Genomic DNA, 26,980 nt, shown 5'->3' on the forward strand with positions numbered 1-26,980 from the left:
GACCTTCCGCACGCAGCCGAACGTGCGCGACAGCTCAGCCGCCTGCGCATCGGTCGGATAGAAGCGGTACTTGAACGCCCGCTTCACGTGAGTGGCCATAACTCACAAACTACCACACCCGCTTGTGACTCACTGCGGGCATCGCCCGGAAACACGCCGATCCGCCCTGACGGCGAATCGGCTCCCCTGCCCCGCTCCGCAGGAGTCCGATTCCTCCCCCGCCCAAAGGCGGGGGTATCCACGGAGGACCCAGATGATCCCTCGCAAGTGTGCAGCCCTCGGCACAGCGTTGCTGGCCGCCGGGGTCCTGGCGACGACGCCGCACGATGCCGCCGCCGCCGAGAAGACATGCCCCTACACGTCCTCCACCGATCGTCCCACGCTCACGTACGTGGACACCGGTCGGTCTGTGAAGCAGGCGCAGTGTCTGAGCAATGTGTGGGGCGGCGTTCCGAAACTCGCGGTCGACGGTGTCTTCGGCCCTGCCACGTCGAAGAAGATCATCTGGATTCAGGGATGCCACGGTCTGACCAGAACCGGGATCGTCGACGAGGACACCTGGCAGGTGCTGTACCACCCTGCGCTGGACTGCTACGACCCGTACCCGAAGTGACCTGCCCAGGTTGGAGCGGCCGTGCCTCGGACGGCAGGGACGTCACGAACCGCCGGACGCCTTCTTTACCCGGACACTCACCGGCCGTCCACTGGCCGCGCAACCAACCGTCTGGTTCCACAAGCCGGCCGCGGCGTGGCACGCCTCATGCGCCCGGGCGTGATCCGTCCGCCGACCAGGCCCGCATCCTTCCGGGCCTGCATCGACGCCAGGCGCGCAGCAAAGGCCGGCAGAACAACCCTCGGCAACAACGACGCCCTCGACGCTCTCCGACACTGTCACGCACCCCCTCACCCATCCCGCCCCGGGGATCCAGGAAAAGCTACAACCCGCAACCGACAACGCCGCCCCAGACCAAAGTGACCGCAGGCCAGCGTGCCACCGGAAGACTACGACCCCCCGACGGACAAACCGACACGCAACAGGAACCGACCAGACGACGAACCGACCTCCGCCGCTACGCGGCCCCGCGCCGAGGATGAGCTAACCCGGACATGAACGCCCGGACTTGCCCTCAAGAATTCCGGTCAAAGTGTTCAGCGGACGGGACGATAGGCCCAACGGATTTTCGTCATGCACGAGGGAGATCGTGCTGCGCTCGTCCCACTCGTGCGGAAACGAGAAATCCGAGAAGCTGGGGAACTATCACCCCTTGGACCTGCGGTGTTCCTGAGAGCGCTGAGCCGGTGAGCACGTCCGCCGAGCAATATAAAATCACTTTCCTCTTTGGTGCTGTGCAGCGCGCCGTCGACCTGGGTTTTATCCTCAGTGGTGCACGCGTTCCATGAGCACGCCGAGAAAAAAATGCAATCTCCACTCAAAGGCTGTGGATAATTCTATCGGCCTGATTTTCTGCAATGCATTGCGCTTCTTGTGAGCGAGGTCTAGCGTGGGACGAGTGGCATCGGGCGCCATCTGTCGCGAGGAACCACGCCGCTGAGGGAAAGATATTCCAGAGCCTCCGCCGGCGACCGCCCTACCCTACGATGTAATTGGTTGGGTCCTGGTACGGGCGGATTGACGCTCATTCTGCACCCCAGGCGCGCCCCCGGAGGTCAATGTGCTGCCCACCCATCACAAGACGGCGACCATCAACGGCCAAGAGGTCTTCTATCGTGAAGCGGGTCCCGAAGGTGCACCGGTCGTCGTGCTCTTGCACGGCTTCCCGAGCAGCTCGCACATGTTCCGCCAGCTCATCCCGGCGCTGGCCGATCGCTATCACGTGATCGCCACTGACCACATCGGCTACGGCGAGTCCTCCATGCCCAAGGTCGACGAGTTCGACTACACCTTCGACAACCTCGCCGGCATGACAGCCGGACTGCTCGACCACCTGGGCATCAAGCGCTTTTCGATCTACGTCCACGACTACGGCGCGCCTATCGGCTGGCGGCTGGCCATGAATCCGTCCTTCGAGGTCAGCGCGATCATCTCTCAGAGCGGCAACGCGTACATGGAAGGGTTCGCCGAGCCCTTCTGGAACGACCTGTTCGCCTACGCCTCCGCTCCCGGACCCGACTCCGAGCCGGGCGCACGGGCCAAGTTCAGCGCAGAGACGACCCGGTGGCAGTATGAGAACGGCGCCACCGACAAGAGTCTGGTCAGCCCGGACAACTGGCACCACGACCAGGTTCTGCTGGACCGGCCAGGCAACGACGAGGTGCAGCTGGCGCTGTTCCGTGACTACCCCACCAACATCGAGGGCTATCCGCAGCTTCAGGACTACTTCCGTAAGAGCCAGGTGCCATTGCTGGCAGTCTGGGGCGAACGGGACGAGATCTTCGGACCGGACGGCGCACGGACGTTCACCCGTGACCTGCCGGACGCGGAAGTCCATTTGCTTCCCGCCGGTCACTTCGCCCTGGAAACGCACCTGGACTCAATCAGCGGCTACATCCATGGATTCCTCGGCCGCGTCCTTGTCTGACTCTCAGGCTGGGGTGGACGAAACACCGACCACTCGACCGTGACCGTGACCGTGATCGCATGAATCATCCCGAGCCAAGGCGACAACTGCAAGTGCCGACGGACGCGGCCGAACAGGGGGGGCCGCCGCAGAAGGGTGGCGTAGTGGCCACGTTGATGGCAGTGAACGTCGGGATGCCGAAGGACGTCCCCTGGCACGGCAAGACCGTGCACACCGGGGTCTACAAGCAGACCGTCACCGGCCCCAGGATGGTCCGAAGGCTCAACATCGACGGCGACGGTCAGGGAGACCTGGGCGGGCACGGAGGCGAGCAGCGGGCGGTGCTGGTGTACCAGGTCGACTCCTACCGTTTCTGGCAGAAGGAGCTGGGCCGCGACGACCTCGAACCCGGCCACTTCGGAGAGAACTTCACCGTGGACGGCCTGCCGGACGACGAAGTCTGCATCGGAGACCGCTATCGCATCGGCAGCGCGCTCTTCGAGGTCACCCAGCCGCGGGTGACATGTTACCGAGTGGGGCTGCGCCTGGGCGAGCCGCAGATGGCAGCCCTGCTGGTCTCGCATCGGCGCCCGGGCTTCTACCTGCGGGTGATCGAGGAAGGCGAGGTCGAGGCGGGGCAGGAGATCGTCAAGGTCTCCGCCGGCCCGGAAAAGATGACGGTCCAGGAGATCGACGGGGTGCTCTACCTGCCCGGGCACACGCGCGAACAGGTCGAACGGGCTTTGCGCGTCTCGGCGCTCAGTCCCGGGTGGCAGGGCTCCATGCGCACGCTCCTGGAGCAGGCCGACGCTGATACGGGCAGTGCCGGGCTCACCGAGGCAGCGAGCGCCCCGCCTGCCGGCTGGCCGGGCTTCCGTCCGCTGACCGTCGTGGACATCCGTCCGGAGAGCCGGAGCGTGTTCTCACTGTCCCTGGCCGCCGCCGACGGCTCACCGCTGCCCGACGCGTTGCCAGGTCAGTTTCTCACGGTCAAGGTCCAGCCCGAAGGTGATGCCCCACCGCTGATCCGCAGCTACTCCCTGTCCGGAGAGCCCGGCACGGGCACGTATCGGATCAGCGTGAAAGTCGAGCCGCACGGTGCGGCCAGCAACCGGCTGCGGGCATACGTCCGTGTCGGCGACAGCCTCGACACAGCCGCGGCCCGCGGCACCTTCTGTCTGAAGGAGGGCGACAACCCGGTCGTCCTGTTGTCCGCGGGAGTGGGTGTGACGCCCGTGCTGGCCATGCTGCATGCCCTCGTGCGGGATCGGTCCCCACGTGAGGTGTGGTGGCTGCACGGTGCACGCGACGGCACGGAGCATCCCTTCGCCCGGGAAAGCCGCGACCTGCTCGGCGCGCTGCCGCACGCCCGGTCGATCATCTACTACAGCAGCCCGGCTTCCGACGACCGCCGGGGCGTCGACTACACCGAGGCCAGTCGACTTTCGGCCGACCGCGTCCGAGGCCTCGGGCTGCCGCCGGAGGCCGACGCCTATCTCTGCGGGCCGACGGGCTTTATGGACAGCGTCGGCACCGCCCTGGTCGATGCCGGACTGGACGCCTCACGTGTCCACACGGAGATCTTCGGCGCCCGGGCATCCATCACCCCAGGGCTGAAGGGCTCCACGGTCGCACCCCCGCCGCACCAGCCCCCCGGACCGGCCGGAACCGGACCGACCGTCTCCTTCGCCCGCAGCGGCCTCACCGTGCCCTGGAACGATCGACAGGACTCCCTACTGGAACTCGCCGAGGCCTGCGACGTCCCCGTCCAGTGGTCGTGCCGCACAGGCGTCTGCCACACCTGCGAACTCGCCCTGCTGTCCGGCGCCGTCGACTACGCGCCCGATCCGATCGAACCCCCGGCCGACGGGAACATCCTCATCTGCTGCTCAAAGCCCGCTGAGGGCATCGTCCTAGACCTGTAGCGGGACTCCCTCGCATGCGTCACGCCGTGCCACGGGCTGCGGACGTCACCATCAAGGCAACGGTCGCCTGAGGCCACAGACGGTGGACACAAGCCCCGGTGGTCAGCCTTGACCGCTTGCGCGCCATCTCAAAATCCGTGGGATGGATGCTCGCAGGCACGGTGTTGTAACCCGGCGAAGGAGGCGGTAAATGTCGCACACGAAGAAGGTTCCGGACTCCGCTGAAACGGCGCGTCGCGCTCGGTTCGGCAAACTGCCGGAGAGAGTCCGCCTGGAGGACACCGTGGAAGAGCTCCCCGCCACGCGTCCGGACCCGGCACTGGACAACTACAACCCTGACGAGTGGCTCGTTCGCTACTGTCTGTGAGCATGAATTCCCGGCACCGGCGCGCCGCCGGTGCGGTAAAGCCTGAATGACTTCCCCTTCATCCGCGGCGGGCGGGAAGCACAGCCTCGAGCAGGAGCGTGAAAAGGTTGCACCTGGCTACCTGCCGTAGGCGCGGAGCACGCTGGCGAGCAGGCCTGAACCAGTTCCTGGGCCTGCCGCCATCAGGGCCCAGGCGACAGACCAGTCGCCTGGGCCCTGCGCACTACAGCGATCACGTGCCGTGGTCGCGTCCTTGGGGGTGGTGTACGGGTTCCACCTGATAAGGGGGTCAGAGCGAGGGAGGCCTATCACGTAGGCGGCGACAAGTGGCGTGGGAGCGGACTCAAGGTGGCCACCGTCCGCGACTCCCACCGTGCGCCTACCAGCTCATCGCCGGCCTGGCCGACGAGCTGCAGGGCAGCGAGCGTGAGTTCGCCGACAACCTCACCCCTCCACCCTCCGAGGCCGAGCGCGGCCAGCTGCTGCGCGCCCTGGCCAGCGACTCCATCCGGGGCAGCCTGGAGCGGCACTTCGGCGTCGCGCTGGCCTTCCAGAACTGCCACCGGGTCGCAGCCTTCCGGCCGAACGCGAAGGGCGGGGAGACCTACGCGAAGTTCACCTCCACCCGCTCCCAGATCCTCAATCAGTCGCCCGAATTCCGCGACTGCTGAAGCCGTCCCGGCCGCAGGAGCCGGACCAGGGACATGACAGGCCGCAGCCCCTTCGCCGATGGGGCTGCGGCCGTTTTCCATGAGCTGCGCCCGACGCAGCGGGGTCGCCAGGCCGACCAGGAGCGAGACGACGGCACCGCAGCAGGCGCGCCCTCACCCCCGGCCAGGACACTCGCTGGGAGGGTGTGAACCTCCCCGGCCTGAAGGCCGGGGCTTCTGTCTTGCGCTGACTGGTCAGGTGGCGTGGACGGGTGTCCGGCCAGCACCGGGGCGGTGCGGTTCAACGCGCCGGGCCCGAGTCCGCGTTGCGGCGGTCCCGGGCCCGGAGGAAGGCGCTGGATGTCAGCGGGCGCGCGTGATGTTCTCCGCCTGCGGGCCCTTCTGGCCCTGGGTGACGTCGAAGGTGACGGGTTCACCTTCGGTCAGTTCGCGGTAGCCGTTGCCCGCGATATTGGAGTAGTGCGCGAAGACGTCGGGGCCACCGCCGTCCTGGGCGATGAACCCGAAGCCCTTTTCGGAGTTGAACCACTTCACCGTGCCACTGGCCATGCGTGTTTACCCCTTGGTCCGCAACAAACGAGCCGCCACGTCGCCACGGCTCAGGGCACCCACAAGCGGACACCCGCAGCCGTACTTACCCCGGCACGCCGCCACATATCCCCGCCCTCCCCGCCCCCGGTGCGCCTGCGCGGCCGGGCCGCATCAACGCCGTAGGGCGCAGCAGCCGCCGTCGCGGCGTCGACTACGCCCCTACTCCCCAGCCGCCAGGGGGCGTTCCGAAGGCGATCTCTGTGTGCCGCATGATGATCAGAAGAATTACCTAGCTGGCGGATGCGAGCACCATCAGTGACATGATGGTTACGCAATGGGTCGATGGAAGCCTTGCTGCTAGCCGGATTGTCCGGGATGTGGCGGTGACTCGATCCGGGTTCGGTCTGGGGGGAATTGCGTGAGGCCGGGAGACGGTTGGATGCGGCAGGCAGGTGTGCTCGATGTGGGGTGTCACAGTGCTCTGCTCACTGTGGTGCGGTGGCGGTCTGGTGCAGTGCTGGAGCCCGTCTTTTCCCACAAGGTGCGGCTGAGACTGCACGAGACGCTCGACGGGAATGGGCGCCTGGGCAAGGCCGGGGTGGAGAGCGTGCAGCGAGCGGTGGCCGAGGCTGTCGCTGCGGATCCGCATCTGCGCCGGTCGGAGGTTTTCCCGTTCGCCACCTCCGTCATCCGGGACGCTCCCAATCGCGATGAGGTCATCGCGCGGGTGGCCCGGACCACGGGCACCCGCCTGCGGGTGCTGACGGGCGAGGAGGAGGCGCGGCTGGCCTATGTGGCTGCCCGTCAGTGGACGGGCTCGGCGGCCGGTCCCATGCTGGTCCTGGACATCGGCGGCGGCACTGTGGAGGTTGCCTCGGGTACAGGCGATCAGCCCCGCATCGTGCACTCCCTGCCGCTCGGCGCCCGCAGAATCACCCGCGATTGGCTGCCCGGCGGCACCAGTCCGTCCAAACGGCGCCTGACCGAAGTCCGGACGCATCTGCGCCAGTCCCTGAGCGCGGGGCCTGGCGTTCCCCAGGCCGAGCCGGGTGGACGCGTACTGGCCTGCTCCAAGACCTTCGAGCAGCTCGCGCGGCTCGCCGGCGCCCCGCGGCACAAGGCACCGCGAGTGCCGGGGCAACTGACTCTGCCCCAGCTACGCGCGTCGATCACCCTGCTCGCCGACGCGGACCCGGATCGCCGTGCCGGGCTGCCGGGTATCTCCCGGCACCGCGCCGAGCAGTCCCTAGCGGGGGCCCTGATCGCCGAGAGCCTCATGACAGCGTGCGGAGTGGACAGCGTCGAGATCTGCCCTTGGTCCACCCGGGAAGGGCTGCTACTCGAACGCCTCGGCGTGAGCCGCCCCCCGTCGCACCGTCGCCCAAGCACCAGCTGATCCCGCGGGTGGAGGCCGGTGGATCAAGAGGCGCGGCCGGTAACAGCGATCTCGCCGGCCGGCTTCCTCGTGCCCCAGGGCAGCACCTACCCGGCCGCCGACACCTTGCAGGCCGTCCACGCCGGCCCGTCCCGTGCCTGGGCCGTCGAGGAGCCGGGCGGGCGGGGCGGGCTGTCGCGCTCGGCCTTCTCCCACCGATTCACTGACTTGGTTGCGCATGACCACGGCCGGACGGCTGCTGCGCGAACAGCACCTGCCGCCCGCCGCCACCGCCCAACAGGTCGGCTGCACCCGGGAATGGCCTTCGCCACCACCGTAAAGCGCGTGTACGGCACCGCATCGCTCATAACTAAAACCCGGCGAAACGAGCCGTTTCCCACACCCGCCCATCGCGCCTTGACCTGCGGTCACCCACGCAAGTTGAATCCCTTCGACGGTTGCCACCGCCTGTTCGAAGGGCCTGGCGCACGGTGCGCGGCCACGAACTCGACGCGCCTGGCCGTCCGTGATCCCCCACCCGAGTCCGCTACCGGACGGCGCTGCCTACGCCGGGCGTCAGACCTCCCCCACACGGAGAACCACACCATGTCAGTGTCCCACCGCAAACAGATCTGGTCGCGCCGCAAGGTCCTCGCCACGGCGCTCGGCGGTACCGCGGCGGCCGCAGCCGGCGCCTTCGGAATCGCCAGGGCCGCCACCGCCAGCACGTCGGCCAGCGCCGCTGGAGACGTTGTCGGGAAGATCAGCGTCGGTTACCAGGGCTGGTTCGCCTGTAACGGCGACGGCGCGCCGATCAACTGCTGGTGGCACTGGAGCCCCAACGCCCAGCAGTCGCCGTCCCCGTCGAACACCGGCATCAAGTCCTGGCCGGACGTGCGGGAATACACCACGACGTACAAGACGGCATACGCCAACCTCGGCAACGGCCAGTCGCCGTCGCTGTTCTCCTCCTACGACCAGCAGACAGTCGACACCCACGTCTCGTGGATGCAGGAGAACAACATTGACACGGCTGCCCTGCAGCGCTTCAACCCCGTCGGCGGCGAGGGCCCGACCCGCGACGCAATGGCCACCAAGGTGCGCAACGCGGCCGAGTCGCACGGCCGCAAGTTCTACATCATGTACGACGTGTCCGGCTGGACGAACATGCAGTCCGAGATCAAGACGGACTGGACCAACAAGATGAAGGCGCACACCGCCTCGTCCGCGTACGCCGTCCAGAACGGCAAGCCCGTCGTGTGCATATGGGGCTTCGGCTTCAACGACAGCAACCACAACTTCTCGGCCGAGGCCTGCCTGGACGTGGTCAACTGGTTCAAGTCCCAGGGCTGTTACGTCATCGGCGGCGTGCCAACCTGGTGGCGTACGGGCACCAGCGACTCCCGCGCCGGGTTCAGCGACGTCTACCACGCCTTCAACATGCTGTCCCCGTGGCTGGTCGGCCGGATCGGCACCATCAGCGACGCGGACAACTTCTACACCAACGCCACCATGCCCGATGTCGCGGACTGCGCGGCGCACGGCATCGACTACCAGCCCTGCGTCCTGCCCGGCGATCTGCAGGTCCGGCAGCGCGTCCACGGCGACTTCATGTGGCGGCAGTTCTACAACATGGTCCGCGCCGGGGTACAGGGCATCTACATCTCGATGTTCGACGAGTACAACGAGGGCAACCAGATCGCCAAGACCGCCGAGTCGCAGTCCTGGGTCCCCACCAACTCCAACATGCTCGCCCTCGACGAGGACGGCACGGCCTGCTCCTCCGACTACTACCTGCGCCTGACCGGCGACGGCGGGAAGATACTCAAGGGCCAGATCGCGCTCACCGCCACCCGCCCCACCAAGCCGGTCGTCAGCTCCGCAGCCGCGCTCAGGACGATCACGCTGCGCGCCCGCGCCAACAACGACTACGTGACCGCCGAGAACGCCGGCGCCGACCCGCTGATCGCCAACCGCACCTCCGTCGGCCCATGGGAGCAGTTCGACGTGGTCGACGCGGGCAGCGGCAACATCGCACTGCGCGCCAAGATCAACGGCAAGTACGTCACCGCCGGGAACGCAGGCGCCGACCCGCTGATCGCCAACCGCGCGTCGATCGGCCCGTGGGAGACCTTCAAACTGGTCACCAACTCCGGCGGCACGGTCAGCCTGCTCGCCCAGATCAACGGCAAGTACGTCACCGCGGAGAGTGGCGGCGACAAGGCCCTCATCGCCAACCGTACGAGCATCGGAACGTGGGAGCAGTTCGACCAAGCCACCGTGTGAGTACGGGCTGGGGTCGGTCCGGGCTGCCCCGGACCGACCCCAGCCGGTTGTTCAGCCGGCGCACCGACCTGCGCCGCGGCCGGAGGCGGGACTGTTCACCAGCGACGTTCACGTAGTCCACGGCCGCCGCAGTCGGCGAGGACCCCCGCGAGCGTGTCCGGGTGAGGGCGTCACCGGCACCAAGCACCGCCCTGCCGCTGGAACACCACCACCGGTGACCCCTCCCCCACCCACGACCCGAGCGCGACCGCTCCCCCCGCCGCGCCGGCACCTCCGCCCGGCGCCCGGCCTTGCCTCACCAACTGGCCAGGGGCATCATGCCTGTCGAGCATCCACAGTAGACAACCCGCGGTCCACCGAACCCGTAGAACCCGGCGCACGCACCTGCCCGACCGGCACCCGGACAGGACAGAAGGCACACCACAGGTGCGCAGTAAGCCGGTCAGCGTGAAACAACGAGGCCGACGCCGATCACGAAACACCATCACCTGGTGATGCGTCAGCCCGCTACCCCCAGATCCGCACGCTTCCAACCAAAGCGGTCGCGAAGAATTACCACTGCGGACTGAATTCCACTTCCGCCTTATGGTCTAGTCCATCCGGTCGCCCGTACTTCGCGCACCGTTAACCCTGCTGACCCAGTGTCAGAGCGCCACTTTCGATCTCCGAAGGGGAAACGATGAGATTCTTCTCGAAAGCGTTCGTGATCACCGCACTGCTGGCGGGTTCACTGGCGGGTTCACTGACAGGCGCGACGACGGCCGGCGCGGACCCGGTGAAGATTTCCGGCACCACGACGGTCGGCGTGCACAACACGTATGACCCCGCCGCTTATCCCTACCTCGCACAGGCGCTCGACGCGGGCTCCTCGCTGATCGAACTGGACGTCTGGCCGGACGTCTTCACCCATGAATGGAAGGTCAGCCACGACAGTCTGACGAGCAACTCGAACAACTGCGTCGCGGCGACCTCTGCGGCCGGTCTGTACACCGGCGGGCAGAACAAGAACCTCGAGTACTGCCTGGACGACATCCGAATCTGGCTGGCCGCGCACCCGGGCCACGGCCCGGAGACGATCAAGATCGAAATGAAGACCGGTTTCTCGGACAACCTGGGCCTCGGCCCGGACGAGCTCGACGCAACCATCCGGGCACACCTCGGCAGCCTGGTGTTCAAGCCCGCCGACCTGCTCGGCAACTACACGACGCTGGACGAAGCGGCCCGGGCGAACAACTGGCCGTCCCGCGACTCCCTGAACGGCAAGGTGATGATCGAGATCATCCCGGGCACCGTGGAGGAGAGCAACCCGACGGACACCCTCAGGACCGACGTCGAGTACGCACAGTACGTGCGCTCCCTCAAGAACGCCGGACGACTGGGAGACGCACAGATCTTCCCGACCGTGCACGGCGCCGCGGGCGGCGACCCGCGCAGCAAGTACTCCGACGTCGACCTGCGGTCGTGGTTCGTCGTCTTCGACGGGGACGCCAACACCTGGGTCACCCAGACCGGTCCGTGGTGGTACGACGCCAACCACTACTTCGTGGTGATGACCGACGCACAGAACGTCGCACCGGCCATCGATTCCCGTAACCCCACGGTGGACCAGGCGAACCAGCGCGTAGCGGACCTCGCCAAGGCACACGCCTCGGTCGTCACCTCCGACTGGGTCGGACTCACCACCGTGCTGCCGCAGGTCCTCACCCGCGGCTGAGCTGAGAGATCCTGCAATGAGTCGGGCCCCCTGGCCGGTGTGGACTGCCACATCCGCACCGGCGAGCGGCAGGGGGCGAGCGGCGGGGCGGATTCGGTTTGTGAGTACATGAGCCGAACCCCGCCCCGCCGACGCGGCCGACGACCGGGGGCGGGCCGAGCCAACCGAGTCGAACCCGGTCGTCCCGGCCACATGCACCCAGTCGCCGTCGACCACGGCGCGGGCGTAGCCGATCTGCTCCTCAAACGTCGAGCCGCTGAGGATCGCACGGTCGCTCTGTCATGCGTCGAACGCTAAGTGAGCAGGGCAGATACGTCTAATACAGCCACGGGCATGGTCCGATATCCCTTGGCGTTGGACCGCCCCTAACTCCCCCTCCCGCAGCTGCACGCCTTCGTTGTGCTCGCCGACGAACTCCACTTCGGCCACGCGCTGTTCAGCTGCGGACCGGGACGCGTCACGCTCATCCCGGAAGGCCGGGAACTGCTGCGCGCCGCTCGACGAGCCCTCACCGACCTCACGGACGGCCTGGCCGCGGCCCGGGCCGTCGGCAGCAACCTGCTGCGCGAGCCGGCCGCCGATGAAACAGAGCTCGGCTTCAAGCCGCTGACCGAGCCCTTCGTCGCCGTCCTGCCGTCCGCACACCCCCTCGCAGCCAAACGGACGTCTGAGTCGCGGCGAGCTACCGTCCAGGCCGGGGCGCCAGCTGGCTGGGGAGCGTCATTCAAGAAGAAGGGGCGGCACTGTGTGAGGGGGTGCCGCCCCTTCGCTCTACGTCAGGTTTTGCGTACGTCACAGGGAGACGGCGACGGCGTTGAACGTCGTGTCGGGCGTCTGGGGGCTGGTGAAGCGGGCGTTGACGAGGTAGAGGCGGTCGCCGAAGCGGGCGGCAGTGGTGGGGACGTCGAAGCGCGGGTCGGTGATCGTGCCGCTCAGGGTGGCGGTGGTGACCTTGGTGTCGAGGTCGAACACGCTGACGATGTTTCGCCGGTTCTGTACGACGTACAGCGTGTGGCCGATGCGGACGAGGCCGTCGCCGTTGCCGACGTCGGCCGCGCCGCTCAGCGCGATCTCGGTGGCGTACCCGGTCTCCAGGGCCACGCGGTAGAGCTTGCCGGAGCTACCGTTGACGACAATCAGATCCCGGCCGTCGGGGGTGGCGACGAGGCCGTTGGCGTTGATCGCGCCGGGCGTCTGCATCCAGTCGCCGCTGATCGACAGGGCGCGCACCTCTCCCGTGGCGCCGCGCGGTATGCCGTAGAGCACGCTGTCTCGGGAGTTGGTGAACCAGGCGCGGTTGCCGAGCAGAACCACGTCGTTGATGAACTGGGTGGTGGCTGTCAGTTGGTAAGTGGTGACGAGCTTGCCGGTGCGGGAGTCGACAATCCGCGCGGTCCCATTGGCGGCTCCGGCGATGTAGAGGAGGCCGTCGTGGTCCAGCTTCAGTCCGTTGGCCACCGTGCCGGTCTCGCCCTCGTAGATCACCTCACCCTCGCCGGTGCGCAGGTCGGTACGGTAGACGGCGCCGTTAGCGCGGGAGCCCATGTAGGCGTACGGCTTGCTGCCGATGGCGATCCCCTCGGGGAGGAAACCGTTCGGGAGCCGGAACTCGGTCGGCCACGCGGAGGTCGCAGTGGCAGACGCGGCGTGCGCCGAGCCGGCGCCGGTCGCCAAGGCGAGCGTGGCTAAGGCGGCACCGCCGAGGACGGCGCGCCGGGACGGTGCGGAGTGGTTCCCATGCATGGGTTGGGGCCTCCGGGAGGAAGGGGGACGGACTTGGCGTGCACAGGAAATCATCGGACTGTGAGAAGCGCATGAATCTCGCTTCACCTTCGCAACGTGCCGCCCGCAGCGCGGAAGGTGTGGGCGACGGAATGGCTGGTTCACGCTCTGGTAAACGGCTGGTCAAAGGTCAGCCACAGGGATCTTGGCTACGTTCCCGGCACATGACTCAGGACACCCCTCCCTCTTCATCCTCTGGATCCTCTGGATCCTCTGACAGCGAGCCCTTCGGCGACCGGCTCGACCTGTCGCGGCGGCAGGTGCTGCTCACAGGCGGCGTGGGGCTCGCGGTGGCCGGGCTGGGGGCCACGGCGGCCACCTCGCCGTCGGCGGCGACGGGCGGGACCACGCCCGACGCGGGCGCGGATACGACGACGCCCGGAACCTGCTACACGTTGGCGTCGGAGGCCATCGACGGCCCGCACTACCTGGCCTACGACCTGTTCCGGCGCAACCTGGTGGAGGACCGGACAGGCATTCCGCCACCCTTCAGCTCACGTTCATCGACGTGGTGACGTGCAAGCCGCTGCGAGGTGCCGCCGTCGACATCTGGAGCTGCGACGGGACGGGTGTCTACTCCGGCTACATCGCCGCGGCAACAACGCCCCGTCCAGCGGCGGCGTCCACACGCCCCCACCGACGACAGGACGTTCCTGCGGGGCTCGCTGATCTCCGACGCGCACGGAGAGGTCGAGTTCAACACCCTCTTCCCCGGCTGGTACCGGGGCCGCGCCGTACACATTCACGTCAAGGTTCACGTCGGCGGCGAGTTGACACCGGACAGCTACGACAGCGGTCACGTCTGCAGGAGAGGTCGCTGCACATGCAGATGCCCACCGAGTTGGCGTGCTGCCCGGCCTTCCCCGCCTTCGCGATGGCCCTTGGGTGGCCGTCCAGTTCGGTTTCGAGGTAGGCGCGGTCGGGGGGACCGACCGGCGCTTCGCCTCGCTCTTGGTGCAGTTCACGAACGCAGTACGGATCTCTTGCTCAGTCAGCGGCTTCATAATAGCTAGGCCAAGTTGCCTAAAGGTATTAGGCAACTGCATAATAAGTACTGTCGAATGACAGGAGGAGTATGGTACGCGTAGGCCTGACCACGGGACGCCTCACCCAGGCGGGAGCGGAACTGGCCGACGAGGTCGGCTTCGACCAGGTGACCGTCTCGGCGCTCGCCAGGCGGTTCGATGTCAAGGTCGCGAGTCTGTACTCGCACCTCAAGAACTCCCAGGACCTCAAGACCAAGATCGCCCTGCTCGCCCTGGAGGAACTCGCCGACAGGGGTGCCGCCGCCCTCGCCGGGCGAGCCGGCAAGGATGCCCTGACCGCCTTGGCGAACGTCTACCGCGACTACGCACGGGAGCACCCCGGCCGCTACGCCGCAGCCCAGCTGAGGCTGGACCCGGAGACGGCAGCCGCCAGCGCCGGCGGCAGGCACGCACAGATGACGCGGGCGATCCTGCGCGGCTACGACCTGACGGAGCCGGACCAGACGCACGCGGTCCGACTGCTGGGCAGTGTCTTCCACGGCTACGTCAGCCTGGAGATGGCGGGAGGGTTCAGCCACAGCACCCCCGACACGCAGGAAACCTGGCCACGAATCCTGGACGCCCTCGACGCCCTGCTGCGGAATTGGCCCGCACCCTGAGGGCCCTGTACCAGCCGGAGGCCGCTGCCTGCGCGGCGCATCGGCGAAGCCGAATAATCAAGACATTTTGATCAACGGGTTGGAACAATGCACACCAAGCACAGCTGGATCACCACACCCATCACCGCGGACCTCCTGCGCGGCGCCCTCGACCTGGAGCGCACCGAGCACGGCGTGCTGCCGCACCGGCTGCCCGCCTTGGCCCGCGCCCAGTGCACCGACGGGCAACTGGCCATGGCCGAGGCCCAGCCCTCGGGCGTACGGCTGGTCTTCCGCACCCGAGCCACCGCCGTCGAACTGGACACACTCCGCACCAAGATGGCCTACCAGGGCGCCCCGGCCCGCCCGGACGGCGTGTACGACCTGCTCGTCGACGGCCGCCTGGCCGGCCAGGCCAGCGTAACCGGCGGCAACGTCCTGATGGTGGACATGACCACCGGGACCGCGGAAAACCAGCCCGGCCCGGTCGGCACCGTCCAGTTCCCCGGCCTCCCCGACCGCGTCAAGGACATCGAGATCTGGCTGCCGTACAACGAGATCACCCAACTGGTCGCCCTGCGCACCGACGCCCCCGTCAAGCCCACACCGGACCGGGGCCGCAGGGTGTGGCTGCACCACGGCAGTTCGATCAGCCACGGCTCCGACGCCGCAAGCCCCACCACCACCTGGCCCGCGCTGGCCGCCTCCCTCAGCGGCGTGGAACTGATCAACCTGGGCCTGGGCGGCAGCGCCCTGCTCGACCCGTTCACCGCCCGCACCCTGCGCGACACCCCCGCGGACCTGATCAGCATCAAGATCGGCATCAACCTCGTCAACACCGACCTGATGCGCCTGCGCGCCTTCGGCCCCGCGGTGCACGGCTTCCTCGACACCATCCGCGAGGGACACCCCACCACTTCGCTCCTGGTCGTCTCACCCATCCTGTGCCCCATCCACGAGGAGACCCCCGGCCCCAGCACCCCGGACTTCAGCAACCTCAGCGCGGGAAAGCTCCAGTTCCGGGCCGCAGGCGACCCCGCGGAACGGGCCAGCGGGAAGCTGACCCTCAACGTCATCCGGGACGAACTGGCCCGCCTCGTGAAGCAGCGAGCGGCCAACGACCCGAACCTGCATTACCTCGACGGCCGCGACCTATACGGCGAGTCGGACTTCGCCGAACTGCCGTTGCCCGACCAGCTCCACCCGGACGCCGCCACACACCGCCGCATCGGCGGACGCTTCGCCGCCCTGGCCTTCGCCCCCGGCGGCCCGTTCACCGCCGACCGCGCCTCAAACACCCACTCCTGATCTGGCCCCCGTCAGCGACGGCATTAGGCCGTGTCCGGGCGACCTCGGCGGCCCGCCCGCCGAGGATCTGGCACCGGGCACCGTCTTGCACCTGCGTACCAACCGCGGCAAACCTACCGAGCCAGAGTTCGACGTGACCGTCACCGAGATGGCCAAGCACACCGCACTGGCATGGGAAGGCGGCGACCCCCAAGTCTTCTTCGGACGCCACCGCTTCACCCTCACTCCAGAAGCCGAAGGCACCCGACTGCTCGACGAGGAGGTCTTCACCGGCGCGATGGCCGAAGCCGTGCTCGCCGAGCACCGCACGACGCTCGAAGCCGACTACCAGGCCAGCGCGGCGGCCCTGAAGGAGACCGCGGAACAGCAGCAGTAACGGTCGGCGGCGGCCCAGACGCGGGCGTTGACTACTCCGGGCTGGGCCACACCACGGTCAGCACCGCGATCAACGCGAACGGAAGCAGCGCCAGCACGGTCGCGACGGCGCACAGCGCGATCCGGGGCCCACGCCATGGCCGGCGCGGCGGCAGCAACCAGACGCCCAGCAGGGCCACGGCACCGCCAAGTGCCATGGCCATGGCGATCGAGCCAATGGCCCCCACCTGCCACAACACCCATGTCAGGGTCGGCACGACGAGGACGGAGACATACAGGGGCGCCGGCCACCAGCGCGGGTCGGGAGCACCAACGGACCGGCGCGGCAAGGACGTTACATCTGGTGGGGTCATGCCGCCCATACTGACCGCCGTCCGTGCCAGGCGCATGGGTAAGCGTACTCAACTCGCGCGGGGCGGCTACTCATGGCTCCAGCAGCAACGACGGATAACCCACGGCCGCATGGCAGCGGTGTAGCGTCGCACGTGTCCACGCCAACTGAGGTGTCCTGTTAGCACTTCATCCAAGGGAACCGAATCCGCCGACCCGACGTGATCATGAAATATGGGTCGGAAGAATGAGGTCGGGCGCATAGTCGCCCACCTGACAGTGGTCTCCTGACTCAAACCCGCGGCCTCACGCAGCCGCCTACGCTCATCCGGATGAGGCAGCTGGGACGCCGCTTCCTCCAAAAGCGCGTCAACCGCAGCGAAAAGCTCGTGTTGCTCATTTGGCACAGGAGCCACCTCCACCAGGGCACCCTAGCCAGAACACACCATGGAACGCACCCCAAGCACACAATTGCGAGTCATGGCGCGGCGGGCTCACGAAGGGGACACCTGCGGGGCCGACGTCGACCTGCTCGTGTCCGCCTCCTTGCCTGCGAGACCCACCGGTCACGCCCACACCCCCAGTGGCCGGCGTCGGCGCACGACGTCCAGACCTATCCTCGGCTCTCGCCGTCCACCAGCATGTGCAGGGCTCTGTCGAGCCGAACCTTTCTGCTCTCCGGCGTGAGCGCCTGAAGCAACGGCAGGATCATCAGGTAGCGCCCGGTCTTGTCGAGCGCTTCGAACGCCATCTTGGCCTCAGGGTTCGCATCCAGCGCCGCCGCCAAGTCGGGCGGCACCGCCGCCGACTTCTGTGACTCGTAGGCCCGCGCCCATCGCCCGTCCTCCTGTGCCCTGCGCACCTCGGCCAGCCCGGGTTCGCGCATCCGGCCGGTGGACGTCAGCATCGCGACCTTGTCCACATTCACCTGCGACCACAGGCTCTTAGACCGACGTGGCACATACTTCTGCAGGTAGTACCGCTCGTCGAAAGACCGCCGCTGCCCGGAGATCCAGCCGTAGCACAGCCCGATGTCGACCAGCTCGTCGTCGGTGACCGTCGGGATACCGGACTTCTTCTTGGCTACCTTGATCCACACACCCTCCTGGCGCGTGCAATGCGCGGCCAGCCAGCTCTCGAACGCTCCGCCGTCCACGAAGGCGATGATCTCTACTCCGTCGAGCTCGTCCATTCGGCTCAGGCTAGCGCCGACCGAGTGGCAGTCTCTGCTCAGCTTCCGGTGGCGGTGTCGATGATCTCGTACGAAGGAGCGGATGAGCGGACTGGGCTTGGCGCGGTTCCAGGCGATGACGAGGTGGCTGGGTGGGCAGTCCGCGGTTTCCTGGACGCGCTGGGAGTGCCACCCGAGCGCGTCCCGCACGGCGTGGACGCGCAAGCCCGCGCTCTATCGCAGTCTGCTGGCCGCACGGCGGTTCCTCGTGCTGCCGGACAATGCCCGGGCGGCAGCTCGGCACGAGCGGCACCGCCCTGCGCCCGTACGATCCGCCGCCCTCCGCACACGCGGCGAAGATCGTCGTCGCTGGTCCGGGCGGCGAGAGCGTGGATGCCGTGCGCGAGCGCCACGAGGCCAGCGGGACCCGGTACGTAGAGGTCCGCGTCGCCGAGCAGGGGGCTGCCGAGGAGTCGGCCGCCACCGCGCACGCCCGGCTTGTCGCGCGGAGCCGATGACGCGTGACGCGACGCCCGGGTGCCCCTCGCCTCCGCAGTTCCAGGACCTCCAACGGGCCGTCAGCCGAACTCTGCTCGTTCATGGCATGCCGGCCGAAGCCCGCAAACTGTTCGCCGAGTCCGGCTACGACCGGACCACCATCCGGGCGGTGGCCGCGGCGGCACAGGTGGACCCCGGCCTGGTCATGCACTACTACGGCAACAAGGAGCGCCTCTTCGCCCGGGCCACCCAGACCGAGGCGCCGCCCCTGCCTGGCGGAACCGCCGAACAAGTCGCCGAGCAACTACTCGACCGCCTTCGCCACTCGCTCACCGAAGAGCCGAACGGATCACTGGCCCTCCTGCGGTCGATGCTGACCCACCCCGAAGCCGCACACGAGATCCGCAGCACCACCCGCGCCTACAAAGACCGGATCAGCGCGGCCATCCCCGACGACGAAGCCAACCTGCGCGCCGACGTAGTCAACGCCGCACTGATCGGCGTCGTCCTCGGCAGACACCTGATCAAGCTGGACTACCTCGCCGACGCCGATCCGCAGCAGATCGTCGACATCCTGCGCCCCTGCGTCCGCTCACTCACCAAAGCCGACCCGCCAGCAGCCGACCACAACTAGCTGTTTTTCGAGTCCGCCTCAGGCGCCACTGGGGTGGGGCGGCCCTACAGGGGCAGCGCGGCATCATGCCACAGCGTGCGGAAGGTGCTGCCTATCGGTGCGGTGCTGCTGGGCCCGGGAGCGCCACGGGCCGAACGAGACGGGGGCAGGTGGCGGTGGACTGTCATCAGTGAGGGCGTCCGGCACGGTGCGGTAGACCGGGAAGGTGCGGTGGAGTTCCGTGAGGCGCAGGATCCGCCATACGGGGCCAGCCGGGCACACGAGACGTAGCAGGGCGCCTTCCTCCCGGGCGCGCAGGCGGGCGCCGACGAGAACTCCCAGACCACTGGCGTCACAGAAGGTGACGCCGGACAGGTCAACGATCACCTGCGTCGGCTCGCCGGGGCTGGTGAACAGCTGGTTCAGGCAGTCACGCAGCTGGGGAGCAGCAGCCATGTCGAGCTCACCCGCGACATCCGCGACCGACCAGCCATCCTGCTGGCGTACGGACAAGAACAGGGCGGCGGTCTGTTCGCTGGGCATGTTCCCACCCTCCTCACGGATCCCCGGTCGGCCCCTGCAGGTGGCCGACCTCCGTAATCAGTCACTGCAGCGCCCGTCCCCACCCGGCGGGGTCACCGTCGCCACGACGGGCGAACGATCTCGCTATGAGCCGGTGTTGGCCGGCGCGCACGGCAGTTCTTTTTTGATATGCATATAACCCAAATAGAGTATTTTCCGCAAGACTCAGCAGGCAAGGCAGGCGAAGATATCTCCTTGCCGCCGAGGCATCACGCACTGCGACGTGACTTCGCGGCTGACTCGCCCGGTTACTCGTCGTCGAGGGTGCGGTCTTCGGTCAGCGCCATCTCGGCGAGGATGGCCTCCTCGGGCAGGCCGGGCGTGTCCCGGACCGCCTGTTCGGCGTCCGTCCGCTGGTGCGATGTCCCCACGTGGGCTTCCTCCCGGTCTGCTTGGGTCAACGCGCTCGCGAGGTTGTAGGCGCCTTTCCACGACCCGATTTCTGCGGTCCGTGGCCACTGCACGTCAGGTGATCCGAAGGAAACGGCCTAGCCACTCGGGTGACGCTGCTGATCCATTCGTGTCTGGTTCGTGTCGGATGCGGGCGCCAGTGGGACGTAGGGGTATGCACGGCGCCCTGCAGGGGCGCCCGCGAGAAGGGAACATGCCATGACTCGTGTCCGCCATTGGTGCTCGGCTGCCGCGACGGCCGGCCTGGTGATAGCGCTGGGAACCGTCGGTTCGATGGCTCACGCCGCCCCAGTGCCGAGTGTCAGCAGCCGCGACACCGCTTTCCTGCGCAGCATCCACCAGGCCAACATGGCCGAGATCGCCTCGTCGCAGCACGCCGTGGCGCACGGGCGGACTGCTTGCGTCAAGCAGGTGGCGACCATCCTGGTGCGGGATCACCGCCGGCTCGACGCCGGCGGCGTCGCACTGGCCAAGCGGCTGCGGGTGAGCCTGCCGGCATCGCCGACAGCCATGGAGAAGGCGCAGTTCGCCGCGGTCAAGGCCAAGACCCGCACGGCGTACGACGCGGCGTGGCTGAACCTGCAGGCCCGCGCCCACAACGAGGCGCTGCGACTGATCGACAGTGAAGTGGCCTCCGGCCGGAACGCGCAGGTCAAGGCGGCGGCACGGGCGGCACGGCCGGTCGTCGTGCGCCACCTGGCCATGGTCCGCGGGGGCGTGTGCCACGCGCCCAGTGCGCCCAAGACCCACGCCGGCGGGCACCGGGCCCAGGTCCACTCGGACCGGCCGGCCGCCCGGCACTGATCTTCTGAGGTGACGTGGCCGTCGGACGGGCGTGTGGATCAGCCCGTCCGACGGCGTATGACTTCTCGGAGCTTTTCTGGACGGGTTCGGTACCGGACCGGGCAGGGTGTCCGGAGGACGGACGACGCTGCGGCGGGTCGATGCGTACTCCACCGGAGCCCTCGGTTGCCGAGACGGGGCGCACGGCTATGAGGACAGGGGGCAGGCACAACCGTCAACTGGGCGCCGGTCCTTGATGCGGGGCGGCGCCTGGTCCGTTACGACGCCCGGGCACACGGCCGGTCCACGGGCGAGCCTGTGGACACCGACTACACCTATGCCTCCCTCGTGGACGATCTGCTGGCCCCGCTCGATCATCTGGGCGCCACAGAACCTGTCGACGCCATGGGTGCGTCGATGGGGTGCGCCACCGTCCTGCACGCAGCCGTCCAGGCCCCCGAACGGTTCTCCCGACTGGTCCTGGTCGTCCCACCCACCGCATGGATGACGCGGCAGACGCACGCGCGGCACAACCTGGAATCCGCTGCCGCGATCGAGCAGGAGGGGCTGGACGCCTGGCTCGCCGCCAAGAGCGATCAGCCTCCCCCTGCTGTCGTCGCCGATGTTCCGGAAGTCCCGCCGACCCCCGACCAGCGGGTCCTGCCGTCCGTCCTGCGTGGCCTCGCCCTGTCCGACCTGCCCTCCCCCACGGCAATCACCGGGCTGCGTCGCCGCCCGGAGCGGCGGCTCGGGCAGCGGGGACGCGATCCTCGACGGCGTCAGCACAGCGGTCCTGGTCAACGCGGTGATCGTCCTCGCCGGGGCTCTCCTGGCGGGCTTGTTCCTCCGTGGCGAGCAGCGGGGGTGACGCCCTGGCACCTGCTCCAGTGCCTCAGCTCCGCAGGTGCCCCAGTACGGACCGCACCGCGCGCTCCACAGCGTCGCGCGCCTGCTCGGTGTGGTCGATCGTCTCGAAGCCGTGGTGGCCGAGCGGCACGTCGACGATCTCGACATTGGCTTTGCGGTCGTTGGCGGCGGTCAGGAATTCCTCGACCGTCACCGCGATCTCCGGGAGCTCCAGCCCCACCCGGGTCAACACGATCGGCAGCTGCCCCGCCATACGCACCGCAGTCGCAGGGCGGAATCGGGAATCGACTACCACCCAGTTCGGCAGCGGCGCGAGGACGGGATAGGTCGCCGCGACGCACCGCAGCCACGACGGGGGCGCCGCGAGCCAGTCCGCCGACAACAACCCGCCGCCGGAGAAGAACCACAGCGCGACGCGTTCCCCGTCGACGCGCGGATCAGCTCGTATGAACTCGACGGCTTCGGCGACATCCTCGGCGGCACGCCCGTAGTCGGCGAGTTCGTGGAGCCGGTGATCCAGCGTCACGCCGACCGCTCCCAGACTCGCCACGTACTGGCCGTAGCCGACGAAGGTCCGCCAGTCTCGCGGCGTCGGCCGCGCGTCGCGGGGAAACGGGCCGCCATGGACGAACACCACCGCCGGCCGGGGGCGGTCGGCATCAGACACATCATCGGGCAGGTCATCAGGCAGGTATAGGTCGACCTGCCCCACCCGCTCGCGACGCCGCTCCGGTACGTCCAAGACGAACGGCCGACTATGTTCGGGCTGTTCGCACACCGCCCTGGCCACTCGGTGCCCTTCCCCGGCGGCGGCTTGGAGCAGCACCCCGGCCAACTCGTCGGGGGTGGAGAGCATCGGCCAGTGCCCGGTGTCGAGTTCGAAGAAGCTCGCCCCTGCGTCGGCGAGGGCCCGGAGAAGGGGGTCCCCCATTCTCACCAGGGCCTCGACCAGGGCGATTGACGACCCGTTGGCGGTGCACAGGACGCCGGTCGTCGGCAGCTCGGAGACCGCCCCCGACAGCCGTAGCGGCTGGGTGAGCGTGCCCGTCGGCTGCGGTACGGCAAGATGGGCCAGCCGTGCCAGCGCGTCTGCGGGGATGCCGGCGACGCTGCCCCAGCGCTGCCACTCGTCCAGCGGCGGCGGGGGGATCTGCCAGCCGTCCTCGGCCGGCTCGTCGCCCGGCTCCGCGCCGTGCAGCAGCCGGTCGCGGATCGCCTGGTCGGGCACCAGTGTGAGGGCCGTGTCGCCGTCCTGGGGCAGGCCCGCATCCAGGGAGACGATCCTGGCGATCCGCTCCGGGCGCCGGTCGGCGGCGCCGAGCACCGGGTAGATGCCGTAGCAGTGACCGACGATCACCACATCGGGCGCGTCCACCTGGTCGATCAGCTGCACCAGCTCCTGGACATGCGTCTCCAGGTCCGTGTCGGGTCCCGCCGGATGGCTTCGGTCACCCATGCCGGTGAGCGTCACCGGATACGCCTCGGCCCCCGACTCCCGCAGCCGACCGGCCACTTCCTGCCAAACCCACCCGCCGGTGTGGGTGCCCGACACCAGTACGAATGCCGTCATGAACCTCTCCTCGCACGCAATGCTCCGCGCGGCCGGCCGCACAGGCCATCCGCTCTCACCGGTACCGTAGGAACTCCCCCTGAGGGAGGTTCAAGCCGTGCCCCCTGACAGCATGTGGACCATCGGAGAGCTCGCCGGGCAGGCGGGCGTCACCGTTAAGACCGTCCGCTTCTACTCGGACCGAGGCCTGCTGCCCGAAGCCGCCCGCAGCACCGGCGGCCACCGCCGGTACGGCCCGGAGGCGCTCGACCGGCTCCGTACGATCCGCTCCCTGCGCGCCCTCGACCTGCCGGTCCCGCAAGTAGCCCGGATCCTCGACCAGGAGGACGCGCTGGAGGATGTCGTCGCAGGGCAACTGCAGGAGCTCGGCTCGCGGTTGGCCGCCCTGCGCTGGCGGGAAGCCGCCCTCCAACTGCTCCAGGACTGCACCCCCGAGGAACGCGCCGACCGGCTGCGCCTGATCGGCGCCGTATCCGCCCCGCCCAGCACGGCCGCTCTGGCGCGTTTCTGGCGGCGCTGGCTGCCCCCGCGGCTCCCGGCCAGGCTGGTCTCCGCGATCCTCGATCAGGCGGTCCCGCAGCCCCCGGCGGAGCCGGTCCCGGCCCAGGTCCTGACCTTCGCACGGCTGCACGCCTTCGTCTCCGCCCCCTGCCTCGGCGACGATCGCGGCCAGCCCACAGCGCACCGGCCCGACAAGGGCTACCGCCCGGCCGTGCTCTACGACGGTCTCCGCGAGGCGTACGCGCTGGCATCTCCGGAACTGCGGGCACAGCGGCCACCGCAAGATGGCGAGGCACTCGACTGCTTCGTCTCCGCCTACGCCCGCTCACGCGGCACGCGCGACACCCCCGCCTTCCGCCACCACCTCAGCCGCATGCTCGCCGCGGATCCCCGCATCGACCACTACTGGAAACTCACCGCCGAACTGACCGGCCCGTCACAACCCACCCCCGGCGCCGCCCACGACTGGCTCCTCGCCGCCCTGGACACCCAGCTCGCCCATCCAGCCGGGCGGCAAGGTCCTCACCATTGAGCTTGCCTTCGGGGACTACTCGACCGTGATGATCGCCGACGAGTTCCCGGAGCAGGGCATCGTCTCACCGCTGACCCTCGGTGGCACCTACGGGGCGCTGCAGGTCTCGACCGACGACGTGGACACGCTGTGGAAGCGGGCCCTGGGCGCGGGCGCCGAGGTGTTCCACCCCCTGCAGGACACCTTCTGGGGCGAGCGGCACGGGCAGGTCATCGACCCGTTCGGACACCGCTGGGGCATGTCGCAACACCTGCGCGACGTCTCCCCGCAGGAGATCGCCCGTGAAGCCGCGAAGCTGTTCGGCTCCTGATCCTCTTACGCAACGATGAGGAAAGGGAACCACCCTTGCGATACCGGCTGCTGGGCCGGACAGGGTTACGCGTCTCGGAGCTGTTCCTGAGTGCGATGACCTTCGGCGAACAAGGCCGTGTAGGGGCATCCCCGGAGGAGTGCGCGACCGCTTCGTCCTGACCACCAAGTACACCGTCTCCCGGGACAGCAGCGACCGCAACGCCGCCGGCAACCACTGCTGATCAGTGGGCCCCGACCAGCGACTCGCCGATAAGGTCACCTTGACGATAAGCGTCGACTCTCGCTATCGTCTTACTGACGACAAGGGGGCCGCCATGGCCGACATCAGCAAGCGCTTCGGACTGCGACACCTGCGCGCAGCACCCACCTCGCACATCCGCCACCTTCGCCGCGGCCAACTCGCCCACGACGGCGCCGGAATCGCCTTCTGGTTCCGGCCCCTGATTGCCGCCCTCTCCGAAGTGCCCGTGGACGACCGCGAGTTGGCCATGCTCTTCCACGCCCGCACCGCCGACTTCCAGGACGTCACCGTGCAGGCAACGGTCACGTTCCGGATCACCGAGCCGGCGGCCGCGGCTACCCGGCTCGACTTCAGCATCGACCCCGGTACGGGGATCTGGCGCGCCGCGCCGCTGGATCAGATCGGCACGCTGCTCACCGAGACCGCCCAGCAGCACGCCCTGCACCTGCTTGCCCGCACCAGCCTCGCCGATACGCTGGTCAACGGCGTCGCCGAGGTGCGGGCGAGGATGGCTGAGGGGCTGGCGGCCGAGCCGCGGCTGGCCGAGACGGGACTCGAGGTCATCGCCGTACGCGTGGTCGCGCTGCGGCCCGAGCCCGAAGTGGAGCGGGCACTGCGTACTCCGGCCCGTGAGCAGATCCAGCAGGAGGCGGACCGGGCGACGTACGAGCGCCGTGCCGTCGCCGTCGAGCGGGAGCGGGCGATCTCCGAGAACGAGCTGGAGAGCAAAATCGAGCTTGCCCGCCGCGAGGAGCAACTGGTCGCCCAACAGGGCACCAACGCCCGCCGCCTGGCCGAGGAGGAGGCCGCCGCCGCGACCGTCCGTACGGAGTCCGAGGCCGGCCGCCGTACGACCCTGGCCGCCGCCGAGGCCGAGGCCTTACGGACACTCGGCGCGGCCACAGCGGCTGCCGAGGCCGACCGGCTCGCCGCGCACCAGCAGGTCGACCCGGCCGTGCTGCACGCGCTCGCGCTCATGGAACTGGCGGGTAACCTGCCCAAGGTGGAGCATCTGACGCTCACCCCGGATCTGGTCACCGACCTGCTGGGCAGGCTGACGCGATGAGCCTGCCCCCGCGCGCCGTCCTGGTCCACCGGCGTACCGAGTACCAGGAGCTGATCGACCGTCACGGCACCCGGGGGCAGGCGGAGTTCTTCCTGCGTACCCGGGGACGGGAGATCCAGGAGGTGGAGCGCCGGCACCGGCTCACCGAGGCCGCCCTCGCGCAGGTCGCGGGGGCGGTCCCGGCCGACTGGCGGCATGCCCGGGTGGAGCGCGGCGACCTGGCCCGCTTCCTGTTCGCGCCCGACGACATCGTGGTCGTCGTCGGGCAGGACGGGCTGGTCGCCAACGCCGCCAAGTACCTGGACGGGCAGCCGGTGCTGGGCATCGACGCCGAACCAGGCCGTAACCCCGGCGTCCTGGTCCGCCACCGCGCCGCTGACGCCGCCAAACTGCTCCGCGCCGCCGCCTCACCGGAGCTGGAGGACCGCCTGGACCCCCGCACTATGGTTGAGGCCGTCGCCGACGACACCCAACGGCTCCTCGCCCTCAACGAGATCTACCTCGGCCAGCCGGGCCACCAGACCGCGCGCTACCGCCTGCAAGCGGGCAACGCCCCCGAACCGCAGGCCAGCTCAGGCGTACTGGTCGGCACCGGCACCGGCGCCACCGGCTGGTGCCGCTCCGCCTGGCTCGAGCGCGGCAGCCCACTGCCGCTCCCCGCCCCGGCCAGTCCCGAACTCGCCTGGTTCGTCCGTGAGGCCTGGCCCTCCCCCACCACCGGAACCACGCAGGTCCACGGCGTCCTCGCCCAGGACCAACGGCTCTCGCTCACCGTGGAATCCGACCGTCTGGTCGCCTTCGGCGACGGCATCGAAGCCGACGCACTGGAACTCACCTGGGGCCAGGTTGTCCACATCGGCATCGCCGGGACCCGGCTGCAACTGCTCAGCTGAAAGGGTCCCACGGACCTCAACACCATCACCGAAGTCATCCGACGACCGTCCGATATCCCCCGCACCGACCTGCTCCTGGTGGACTCGGCGGATTCCGTTGGGCCCATGGGGTCGAAGGGGATGGCGGAATGCT

At 68.6% G+C, this 26,980-nt stretch carries 26 protein-coding genes and 5 pseudogenes; 21 read left to right on the top strand and 10 right to left on the bottom strand.

Going from position 1 to position 26,980, the window contains the following annotated elements; genetic code table 11:
- A partial coding sequence (locus tag EFK10_RS21675; protein WP_164836104.1) for a helix-turn-helix domain-containing protein occupies positions 1-99 on the bottom strand: 99 nt, incomplete at its 3' end.
- A gap of 154 nt (positions 100-253) precedes the next feature.
- Between EFK10_RS21675 and EFK10_RS21680 the strand changes: the two genes are divergently transcribed.
- The 5 genes and pseudogenes from EFK10_RS21680 to EFK10_RS21695 form a co-directional block, all read left to right on the top strand.
- On the top strand, positions 254-613 hold the full coding sequence (locus EFK10_RS21680; RefSeq protein WP_127357320.1) for a peptidoglycan-binding domain-containing protein: 360 nt from the start codon (positions 254-256) through the stop codon (positions 611-613).
- Between the two features lie 1,060 nt (positions 614-1,673).
- The gene (locus tag EFK10_RS21685) at positions 1,674-2,540 is read left to right on the top strand and encodes an alpha/beta fold hydrolase (protein ID WP_127357321.1); all 867 of its coding nucleotides are present in this window, start codon (positions 1,674-1,676) and stop codon (positions 2,538-2,540) included.
- Positions 2,541-2,683: 143 nt separating this feature from the next.
- Positions 2,684-4,444, top strand: a complete 1,761-nt coding sequence (locus EFK10_RS21690; RefSeq protein ID WP_127357322.1) for an MOSC and FAD-binding oxidoreductase domain-containing protein — start codon at positions 2,684-2,686, stop codon at positions 4,442-4,444.
- Positions 4,445-4,634: 190 nt separating this feature from the next.
- A complete protein-coding gene (locus EFK10_RS47645) occupies positions 4,635-4,811 on the top strand; it encodes a hypothetical protein (RefSeq protein WP_164836105.1) in 177 nt (58 codons plus the stop codon).
- A 371-nt stretch (positions 4,812-5,182) separates the two neighbouring features.
- Positions 5,183-5,482, top strand: a pseudogene (locus EFK10_RS21695) (SCO5389 family protein); the annotation flags it as partial.
- Between the two features lie 342 nt (positions 5,483-5,824).
- On the opposite strand, the gene EFK10_RS21700 reads toward EFK10_RS21695, so the two are convergent.
- Positions 5,825-6,031 carry a cold-shock protein gene (locus EFK10_RS21700; protein ID WP_127357323.1) on the bottom strand — a complete coding sequence of 69 codons (207 nt, stop codon included), beginning with the start codon at positions 6,029-6,031 and terminating at the stop codon, positions 5,825-5,827.
- Between the two features lie 421 nt (positions 6,032-6,452).
- Here EFK10_RS21700 and EFK10_RS21705 point away from each other — a divergent pair, with 421 nt between their 5' ends.
- The 3 genes from EFK10_RS21705 (at position 6,453) to EFK10_RS21715 (ending at position 11,388) form a co-directional block, all read left to right on the top strand.
- Positions 6,453-7,409, top strand: coding sequence for a Ppx/GppA phosphatase family protein (locus EFK10_RS21705; RefSeq protein ID WP_127357324.1), 957 nt, complete (start codon positions 6,453-6,455; stop codon positions 7,407-7,409).
- A gap of 585 nt (positions 7,410-7,994) precedes the next feature.
- On the top strand, positions 7,995-9,674 hold the full coding sequence (locus EFK10_RS21710; RefSeq protein WP_127357325.1) for a lectin: 1,680 nt from the start codon (positions 7,995-7,997) through the stop codon (positions 9,672-9,674).
- A 679-nt stretch (positions 9,675-10,353) separates the two neighbouring features.
- Positions 10,354-11,388, top strand: a complete 1,035-nt coding sequence (locus EFK10_RS21715) for a phosphatidylinositol-specific phospholipase C domain-containing protein (protein ID WP_127357326.1) — start codon at positions 10,354-10,356, stop codon at positions 11,386-11,388.
- 168 nt (positions 11,389-11,556) lie between these two features.
- Here the strand turns inward: EFK10_RS21715 and EFK10_RS50670 are convergent.
- Positions 11,557-11,671 (bottom strand): annotated as a pseudogene (locus tag EFK10_RS50670) (RidA family protein); the annotation flags it as partial.
- A gap of 101 nt (positions 11,672-11,772) precedes the next feature.
- Between EFK10_RS50670 and EFK10_RS53365 the strand changes: the two are divergent.
- Positions 11,773-12,054, top strand: a pseudogene (locus EFK10_RS53365) (LysR family transcriptional regulator); the annotation flags it as partial.
- Positions 12,055-12,180: 126 nt separating this feature from the next.
- On the opposite strand, the gene EFK10_RS21730 reads toward EFK10_RS53365, so the two are convergent.
- The gene (locus tag EFK10_RS21730; RefSeq protein WP_127357327.1) at positions 12,181-13,131 is read right to left on the bottom strand and encodes an SMP-30/gluconolactonase/LRE family protein; all 951 of its coding nucleotides are present in this window, start codon (positions 13,129-13,131) and stop codon (positions 12,181-12,183) included.
- 203 nt (positions 13,132-13,334) lie between these two features.
- Here EFK10_RS21730 and EFK10_RS21735 point away from each other — a divergent pair, with 203 nt between their 5' ends.
- Complete coding sequence (locus EFK10_RS21735; RefSeq protein WP_127357328.1) at positions 13,335-13,685, top strand: hypothetical protein; 351 nt, start codon at positions 13,335-13,337, stop codon at positions 13,683-13,685.
- 289 nt (positions 13,686-13,974) lie between these two features.
- On the opposite strand, the pseudogene EFK10_RS50675 reads toward EFK10_RS21735, so the two are convergent.
- A pseudogene (locus EFK10_RS50675) lies at positions 13,975-14,174 on the bottom strand (FBP domain-containing protein); the annotation flags it as partial.
- Positions 14,175-14,245: 71 nt separating this feature from the next.
- On the opposite strand from EFK10_RS50675, the gene EFK10_RS21745 reads away from it, so the two are divergent.
- The 3 genes from EFK10_RS21745 to EFK10_RS21755 all read left to right on the top strand — a co-directional run bounded on the left by EFK10_RS21745 (position 14,246) and on the right by EFK10_RS21755 (position 16,478).
- On the top strand, positions 14,246-14,815 hold the full coding sequence (locus tag EFK10_RS21745) for a TetR/AcrR family transcriptional regulator (RefSeq protein WP_127357329.1): 570 nt from the start codon (positions 14,246-14,248) through the stop codon (positions 14,813-14,815).
- An 87-nt stretch (positions 14,816-14,902) separates the two neighbouring features.
- A complete protein-coding gene (locus tag EFK10_RS21750; protein ID WP_127357330.1) occupies positions 14,903-16,102 on the top strand; it encodes a GDSL-type esterase/lipase family protein in 1,200 nt (399 codons plus the stop codon).
- A gap of 133 nt (positions 16,103-16,235) precedes the next feature.
- Positions 16,236-16,478, top strand: a complete 243-nt coding sequence (locus tag EFK10_RS21755; RefSeq protein WP_127357331.1) for an SRPBCC family protein — start codon at positions 16,236-16,238, stop codon at positions 16,476-16,478.
- Positions 16,479-16,509: 31 nt separating this feature from the next.
- Here the strand turns inward: EFK10_RS21755 and EFK10_RS21760 are convergent, their stop codons facing one another.
- Both EFK10_RS21760 and EFK10_RS21770 read right to left on the bottom strand, forming a co-directional pair.
- Positions 16,510-16,734, bottom strand: a complete 225-nt coding sequence (locus EFK10_RS21760) for a hypothetical protein (protein ID WP_127357332.1) — start codon at positions 16,732-16,734, stop codon at positions 16,510-16,512.
- A gap of 686 nt (positions 16,735-17,420) precedes the next feature.
- Positions 17,421-17,999, bottom strand: a complete 579-nt coding sequence (locus tag EFK10_RS21770) for a YdeI/OmpD-associated family protein (RefSeq protein ID WP_127357334.1) — start codon at positions 17,997-17,999, stop codon at positions 17,421-17,423.
- Between the two features lie 260 nt (positions 18,000-18,259).
- Here EFK10_RS21770 and EFK10_RS47650 point away from each other — a divergent pair, with 260 nt between their 5' ends.
- On the top strand, positions 18,260-18,496 hold the full coding sequence (locus EFK10_RS47650) for a hypothetical protein (protein WP_164836106.1): 237 nt from the start codon (positions 18,260-18,262) through the stop codon (positions 18,494-18,496).
- Positions 18,497-18,582: 86 nt separating this feature from the next.
- Positions 18,583-19,110, top strand: coding sequence for a TetR/AcrR family transcriptional regulator (locus EFK10_RS21775; protein ID WP_127357389.1), 528 nt, complete (start codon positions 18,583-18,585; stop codon positions 19,108-19,110).
- A 63-nt stretch (positions 19,111-19,173) separates the two neighbouring features.
- Here the strand turns inward: EFK10_RS21775 and EFK10_RS21780 are convergent, their stop codons facing one another.
- Positions 19,174-19,632 carry an STAS domain-containing protein gene (locus EFK10_RS21780; protein WP_127357335.1) on the bottom strand — a complete coding sequence of 153 codons (459 nt, stop codon included), beginning with the start codon at positions 19,630-19,632 and terminating at the stop codon, positions 19,174-19,176.
- A gap of 287 nt (positions 19,633-19,919) precedes the next feature.
- Positions 19,920-20,042 carry a hypothetical protein gene (locus tag EFK10_RS52220; protein ID WP_265737544.1) on the bottom strand — a complete coding sequence of 41 codons (123 nt, stop codon included), beginning with the start codon at positions 20,040-20,042 and terminating at the stop codon, positions 19,920-19,922.
- A 238-nt stretch (positions 20,043-20,280) separates the two neighbouring features.
- Between EFK10_RS52220 and EFK10_RS21785 the strand changes: the two genes are divergently transcribed.
- Together EFK10_RS21785 and EFK10_RS53370 are read left to right on the top strand one after the other, a co-directional pair.
- Positions 20,281-20,886, top strand: a complete 606-nt coding sequence (locus EFK10_RS21785) for a DUF4142 domain-containing protein (RefSeq protein ID WP_127357336.1) — start codon at positions 20,281-20,283, stop codon at positions 20,884-20,886.
- 231 nt (positions 20,887-21,117) lie between these two features.
- Positions 21,118-21,426: pseudogene (locus tag EFK10_RS53370) on the top strand (alpha/beta fold hydrolase); the annotation flags it as partial.
- 331 nt (positions 21,427-21,757) lie between these two features.
- Here the strand turns inward: EFK10_RS53370 and EFK10_RS21800 are convergent.
- Positions 21,758-23,302: an alpha/beta hydrolase gene (locus EFK10_RS21800; protein ID WP_127357338.1), complete on the bottom strand. Its 1,545-nt coding sequence runs from the start codon at positions 23,300-23,302 to the stop codon at positions 21,758-21,760.
- 97 nt (positions 23,303-23,399) lie between these two features.
- On the opposite strand from EFK10_RS21800, the gene EFK10_RS21805 reads away from it, so the two are divergent.
- The 4 genes from EFK10_RS21805 (at position 23,400) to EFK10_RS21825 (ending at position 26,847) form a co-directional block, all read left to right on the top strand.
- Positions 23,400-24,335 carry a MerR family transcriptional regulator gene (locus EFK10_RS21805; protein ID WP_407647117.1) on the top strand — a complete coding sequence of 312 codons (936 nt, stop codon included), beginning with the start codon at positions 23,400-23,402 and terminating at the stop codon, positions 24,333-24,335.
- Between the two features lie 28 nt (positions 24,336-24,363).
- On the top strand, positions 24,364-24,645 hold the full coding sequence (locus tag EFK10_RS21810) for a VOC family protein (protein ID WP_127357339.1): 282 nt from the start codon (positions 24,364-24,366) through the stop codon (positions 24,643-24,645).
- A gap of 316 nt (positions 24,646-24,961) precedes the next feature.
- Positions 24,962-25,954, top strand: coding sequence for an SPFH domain-containing protein (locus EFK10_RS21820; RefSeq protein WP_127357340.1), 993 nt, complete (start codon positions 24,962-24,964; stop codon positions 25,952-25,954).
- A complete protein-coding gene (locus tag EFK10_RS21825; protein ID WP_127357341.1) occupies positions 25,951-26,847 on the top strand; it encodes a diacylglycerol kinase catalytic domain-containing protein in 897 nt (298 codons plus the stop codon). Before EFK10_RS21820 ends, EFK10_RS21825 begins: the two co-directional genes overlap by 4 nt.
- Positions 26,848-26,980 lie beyond the last annotated feature (133 nt).

Origin of the sequence: Streptomyces soli (assembly GCF_003999195.1) — a bacterium.
GTDB lineage: Bacteria > Actinomycetota > Actinomycetes > Streptomycetales > Streptomycetaceae > Actinacidiphila > Actinacidiphila soli.

Bases quoted from the DNA above. Each gene is read 5' to 3' on its own strand.
- EFK10_RS21775 (WP_127357389.1), top strand. From the start codon at position 18,583: ATGCCGGCCGAAGCCCGCAAACTGTTCGCCGAGTCCGGCTACGACCGG.
- EFK10_RS21715 (WP_127357326.1), top strand. From the start codon at position 10,354: ATGAGATTCTTCTCGAAAGCGTTCGTGATCACCGCACTGCTGGCGGGT.
- EFK10_RS21780 (WP_127357335.1), bottom strand. From the start codon at position 19,632: ATGCCCAGCGAACAGACCGCCGCCCTGTTCTTGTCCGTACGCCAGCAG.
- EFK10_RS21735 (WP_127357328.1), top strand. From the start codon at position 13,335: ATGACTCAGGACACCCCTCCCTCTTCATCCTCTGGATCCTCTGGATCC.
- EFK10_RS21700 (WP_127357323.1), bottom strand. From the start codon at position 6,031: ATGGCCAGTGGCACGGTGAAGTGGTTCAACTCCGAAAAGGGCTTCGGG.
- EFK10_RS21750 (WP_127357330.1), top strand. From the start codon at position 14,903: ATGCACACCAAGCACAGCTGGATCACCACACCCATCACCGCGGACCTC.
- EFK10_RS21810 (WP_127357339.1), top strand. From the start codon at position 24,364: ATGATCGCCGACGAGTTCCCGGAGCAGGGCATCGTCTCACCGCTGACC.
- EFK10_RS47650 (WP_164836106.1), top strand. From the start codon at position 18,260: ATGCCCGGGCGGCAGCTCGGCACGAGCGGCACCGCCCTGCGCCCGTAC.
- EFK10_RS21710 (WP_127357325.1), top strand. From the start codon at position 7,995: ATGTCAGTGTCCCACCGCAAACAGATCTGGTCGCGCCGCAAGGTCCTC.
- EFK10_RS21800 (WP_127357338.1), bottom strand. From the start codon at position 23,302: ATGACGGCATTCGTACTGGTGTCGGGCACCCACACCGGCGGGTGGGTT.
- EFK10_RS21820 (WP_127357340.1), top strand. From the start codon at position 24,962: ATGGCCGACATCAGCAAGCGCTTCGGACTGCGACACCTGCGCGCAGCA.
- EFK10_RS21770 (WP_127357334.1), bottom strand. From the start codon at position 17,999: ATGGACGAGCTCGACGGAGTAGAGATCATCGCCTTCGTGGACGGCGGA.
- EFK10_RS21785 (WP_127357336.1), top strand. From the start codon at position 20,281: ATGACTCGTGTCCGCCATTGGTGCTCGGCTGCCGCGACGGCCGGCCTG.
- EFK10_RS21705 (WP_127357324.1), top strand. From the start codon at position 6,453: ATGCGGCAGGCAGGTGTGCTCGATGTGGGGTGTCACAGTGCTCTGCTC.
- EFK10_RS21825 (WP_127357341.1), top strand. From the start codon at position 25,951: ATGAGCCTGCCCCCGCGCGCCGTCCTGGTCCACCGGCGTACCGAGTAC.
- EFK10_RS47645 (WP_164836105.1), top strand. From the start codon at position 4,635: ATGTCGCACACGAAGAAGGTTCCGGACTCCGCTGAAACGGCGCGTCGC.
- EFK10_RS21680 (WP_127357320.1), top strand. From the start codon at position 254: ATGATCCCTCGCAAGTGTGCAGCCCTCGGCACAGCGTTGCTGGCCGCC.
- EFK10_RS21730 (WP_127357327.1), bottom strand. From the start codon at position 13,131: ATGCATGGGAACCACTCCGCACCGTCCCGGCGCGCCGTCCTCGGCGGT.
- EFK10_RS21745 (WP_127357329.1), top strand. From the start codon at position 14,246: ATGGTACGCGTAGGCCTGACCACGGGACGCCTCACCCAGGCGGGAGCG.